Genomic DNA, 3,467 nt, shown 5'->3' on the forward strand with positions numbered 1-3,467 from the left:
CATATCGTGTACGTCCTTGTGCTCCATGGCCGGCAGATTGATACGGCGCACATCGCCATGCACGCGGATCATCGGTGGCAAGCCGGCGGACAGGTGCAGGTCGGAGGCCTTGTTCTTCACGCCAAAGGCCAGGAGTTCGGAGATTTCCATGGTTATAATTCCTCGTTAAAGCCGCGCCTGATAAGGAAACGTTGACCAGATCGGCTTCTCGACCGCATCAACGGGCCCCGCAAAGCCAGGCCTTCGCCGCTGGTGTATCAGATAGGGTGTATCACTGCTTCATGCCTGCACGACGCGCTGCGTCATCTGCGCCAGTGGCGCGCCAGGCAATCAACTCAGCGATTTCCAAGGTCCTGCAAAAAAACACAAGGCATTATGGATGGGTGACTTCGATAAATCTAGACAGCAGGTCCTGGCGCGCATTGCCGAGGCCTTGCATGCTGTGGGCCGACCAGCCGGCGCCTGCCAGTTGCTGGCGGTGAGCAAGACCTTTCCGGCCGAGGCGGTGCGCGAGGTCTACGCCCTGGGCCAGCGCGCCTTTGGCGAGAACTATGTGCAGGAGCTGGCCGAGAAAGCAGCACAGCTTGGCGACCTGCCCGAGCTGGAATGGCACTTCATCGGCCCCTTGCAGAGCAACAAGACCCGTGTGGTGGCCGAAACCGCCCATTGGGTGCACAGCATTGATCGCCTGAAGATTGCCGAGCGGCTATCGGACCAGCGCCCCGCCACACTCGCGCCGCTCAATGTGTGCATCCAGGTCAATGTGTCGGGCGAGGAAAGCAAGTCCGGCTGCGCGATCACCGAGGCGCAGGCCCTGGCCCATGCCATTGCCCGCCTGCCGAATCTGCGCCTGCGCGGCCTGATGTGCATTCCCGAGCCGACAGCCGATCTTGCCGTGCTGGGCGATCGCTTTGCCCAGCTGCGTAAGCTGCAGCAGAGCCTGATTCAGCAAGGACTGCCGCTCGACACCCTGTCGATGGGCATGTCGGCCGATCTGGAAACCGCCATCGCCGCCGGCGCCACCCTGGTGCGCGTTGGCACTGCGCTATTCGGCGCCCGCACTTATCCGAGCCCATCATGAGCCCATCGCTTAACCCCGCCAGCCTTGCCGAGCTGTCGCGCTGGCTGCGCGTCGAAGAAGGCAGCGAACGCGACCGGCTCGAGCTTGCCTCGCCGTGGCAACGTCTGGCGCCAGACGCACCCAATCGTCAGATCGCCCGCATCGGCAGCAGCCTGATCGGCCTGTTGCTGCTGATGCTGTTCGTACAGGCCGCCCTCACCACCTCAACCCTGGCCTGGGGACTGTTCGGCTTTGCCTTTCTCGCCATGCTGCTACTGGCCTGGTGGCTGCGTAGCTGGTTCTGGCGGGCCATCGTCGATGTGGATGCGCAGCAGATCTCGATCAGCCATCGCGGCTGGAGCGTGCCTGCCACGGTCTCGCTGTCGCTGGAGACGATAGACAGCCTGCGCTACCGCATGCACGGCGGCCAGCTGGCCGGTCTGACCCTGATCCACCAGCATGGGCAGCTGGCCTTGCCGTTTTCCGGCCAGCGCGAACTGGACAAGCTGTACTGCAATCTATTGCGCCATCTGCTGCAAAAACGCCGGCCGGCCATTGGCTTTGGCCAGGCCGACATCTTGCCAGGCAGTCCGTCTTAGTCCGCTATCGAGTCCACAACCATGCTTTCTGACGCCCTGAGTTTTCTGGTCCGCAATCTGGCCGGCTTCTTTATCCTCAACCTGCTGCTGCGCTTTTACCTGCAAGTGGCTCGCGCCTCGTTTGCCCATCCGCTGGCGCAATTCACCGTCAAGCTAACCAATTTCGCCGTACTGCCGATGCGGCGCATCGTACCCAGCATGGGCGGCTACGATAGCGCCACACTGCTGCTGGCCTGGCTAAGCTGCGCCGTGATGGAGCTATCGCTGTTGATGCTGTCGCACCTGCCGTTCACGCCGCTCAGCAGCAATGGCCTGATTGGCCTCGCATTGCTGGCGATACTGGCGCTGCTGCAGTTCTCGCTCTACCTGCTGTTCGGCGCCGTCGTCATGCAGGCCATTCTCAGCTGGGTGAATCCCTACAACCCGCTGTCGCCGATACTCGACGCGCTCACCCGCCCCTATTTGCTGCCGATACGGCGCATCTTGCCCAGCATGGGCGGCCTCGATCTCAGCCCCTTTGTGCTGATCCTGATCCTGCAGCTGATCTTGCAGTTTCTGATCGGCGCAGCCGAGTTGAAGCTGATTGCCTATGCGGTGCTGGGATGACCGAGAGCTGGTACAGCCAGGACGGAGCGGATTGGGTGCTATCGCTGTATTTGCAGCCAGGCGCCAAAAAAACCGAGTCGGCCGGCCTTCACGATGGCGCACTCAAGCTGCGCCTGGCCGCCTCGCCGGTCGAGGGCAAGGCCAATAGCGCGCTGATCGCCTGGCTGGCCGATTGGTTCGGCATTCCGAAAAACCGGGTGCAGATCGAGCGCGGTGAGCTGTCGCGGCACAAGCGGGTGCGCATCTGCGCCAGTGCGCGCCATCCCGCCGGGCTGGCTTGAAGTTGGCGTGGCGCTGGCGGTATGCTCGATCAATTGGCGCAGTGTCGCGCCGACTTCCCCAGGAGAACGACCATGATTCTGATCATCGCTGGCATGTTCATGATGTCGCTCGGCCTGTTCGCGGGCGCCGCCCTGCTGCTCACCAGCACCGGCTTGCTTGGCGGCACGCCGCATCTGGGCCTGTGGGCCTTGTTCCCCTTGCTCAGCCTTGCCGGCTTCGTGCTGTTTGCCATTGGCGGCCAGCTGCAGCAGATCCGCTCCATGGTGATGACCGCAGCCTGCCTGAACCTGCTGCTGGCCGGCGCTGCGGCAGTGGCACTGGTGATGGCCGGCGCCTCCATGCTGGAGCTGCGCGCCTCCTCCGGCGGGCTGTGGTATCTGCTGTGCATCGGCGGCCTGATCGGCTCCTTTGGCGCTGCCGCCACCCATCGGGATGATCCGAAGGCCTGACCGCCTCGCCAGGACCGGGACGCGACTTCTCGGCCCATCGCGCGCGGCAGTGACACCGCTGCCGCGTCAGCACCAGCGATTCGCGCTGCATGGCCGCTTAATGAACATCCTTGGGCAGGCTGGGCCGGCTTTCATCGACTTCCTGAAACTCGCCCTCGATCACCCCGTCGTCCGCTTTGCCCGGCCGCGCGCGTGTTGCGCGCATCGCCGCTGCCACGCCATCTGCCACACCGAAGGTCTTGCCATGGCCCGGCCAGGGCAAAATCAATAACAGGCCCAGCACATCGCTGACCGGCCCGGGAAAAACGAACAGCAAGGCAGCGATCAGCGAGCGGATCACCCAGAACAACCGCCCTAGCGGCAGCTCACCGCTGCGCACGCTATCGAGCAAGGCCCAGGCAGCAGTAAGGCGCCAGCTTTTCAGGATCAACAAGCCCACCGCAGCGCTGCTGCCATACCAGGCCAGTACCC

At 63.5% G+C, this 3,467-nt stretch carries 6 protein-coding genes and 1 pseudogene; 5 read left to right on the forward strand and 2 right to left on the reverse strand.

Annotated elements, in window-relative coordinates:
• Nucleotides 1–150 (reverse strand): annotated as a pseudogene (locus tag ACE3OH_RS20800) (twitching motility protein PilT); the annotation flags it as partial.
• A 229-nt stretch (nt 151–379) separates the two neighbouring features.
• Between ACE3OH_RS20800 and ACE3OH_RS20805 the strand changes: the two are divergent.
• The 5 genes from ACE3OH_RS20805 (at nt 380) to ACE3OH_RS20825 (ending at nt 2,996) form a co-directional block, all read left to right on the forward strand.
• Complete coding sequence (locus tag ACE3OH_RS20805; protein WP_374357697.1) at nt 380–1,081, forward strand: YggS family pyridoxal phosphate-dependent enzyme; 702 nt, start codon at nt 380–382, stop codon at nt 1,079–1,081.
• Entirely contained in the window at nt 1,078–1,659 is a 582-nt protein-coding gene (locus ACE3OH_RS20810) for a hypothetical protein (protein ID WP_374357699.1), read from the forward strand. Before ACE3OH_RS20805 ends, ACE3OH_RS20810 begins: the two co-directional genes overlap by 4 nt.
• Nucleotides 1,660–1,680: 21 nt before the next feature.
• Nucleotides 1,681–2,265 carry a YggT family protein gene (locus ACE3OH_RS20815; protein WP_374357703.1) on the forward strand — a complete coding sequence of 195 codons (585 nt, stop codon included), beginning with the start codon at nt 1,681–1,683 and terminating at the stop codon, nt 2,263–2,265.
• Nucleotides 2,262–2,546, forward strand: coding sequence for a DUF167 domain-containing protein (locus ACE3OH_RS20820; protein WP_374357706.1), 285 nt, complete (start codon nt 2,262–2,264; stop codon nt 2,544–2,546). The genes ACE3OH_RS20815 and ACE3OH_RS20820 overlap by 4 nt, the downstream gene beginning before the upstream one ends.
• 72 nt (nt 2,547–2,618) lie before the next feature.
• Nucleotides 2,619–2,996 carry a hypothetical protein gene (locus ACE3OH_RS20825; protein ID WP_374357709.1) on the forward strand — a complete coding sequence of 126 codons (378 nt, stop codon included), beginning with the start codon at nt 2,619–2,621 and terminating at the stop codon, nt 2,994–2,996.
• Nucleotides 2,997–3,093: 97 nt separating this feature from the next.
• Here the strand turns inward: ACE3OH_RS20825 and ACE3OH_RS20830 are convergent.
• Nucleotides 3,094–3,467 (reverse strand): FxsA family protein (locus ACE3OH_RS20830; RefSeq protein WP_374357712.1); only part of this gene is annotated, 374 nt, incomplete at its 5' end.

This window comes from Chitinimonas sp. (genome assembly GCF_041904975.1).
GTDB lineage: Bacteria > Pseudomonadota > Gammaproteobacteria > Burkholderiales > Chitinimonadaceae > Chitinimonas.

Bases quoted from the DNA above. Each gene is read 5' to 3' on its own strand.
- ACE3OH_RS20810 (WP_374357699.1), top strand. From the start codon at position 1,078: ATGAGCCCATCGCTTAACCCCGCCAGCCTTGCCGAGCTGTCGCGCTGG.
- ACE3OH_RS20825 (WP_374357709.1), top strand. From the start codon at position 2,619: ATGATTCTGATCATCGCTGGCATGTTCATGATGTCGCTCGGCCTGTTC.
- ACE3OH_RS20805 (WP_374357697.1), top strand. From the start codon at position 380: ATGGGTGACTTCGATAAATCTAGACAGCAGGTCCTGGCGCGCATTGCC.
- ACE3OH_RS20820 (WP_374357706.1), top strand. From the start codon at position 2,262: ATGACCGAGAGCTGGTACAGCCAGGACGGAGCGGATTGGGTGCTATCG.
- ACE3OH_RS20815 (WP_374357703.1), top strand. From the start codon at position 1,681: ATGCTTTCTGACGCCCTGAGTTTTCTGGTCCGCAATCTGGCCGGCTTC.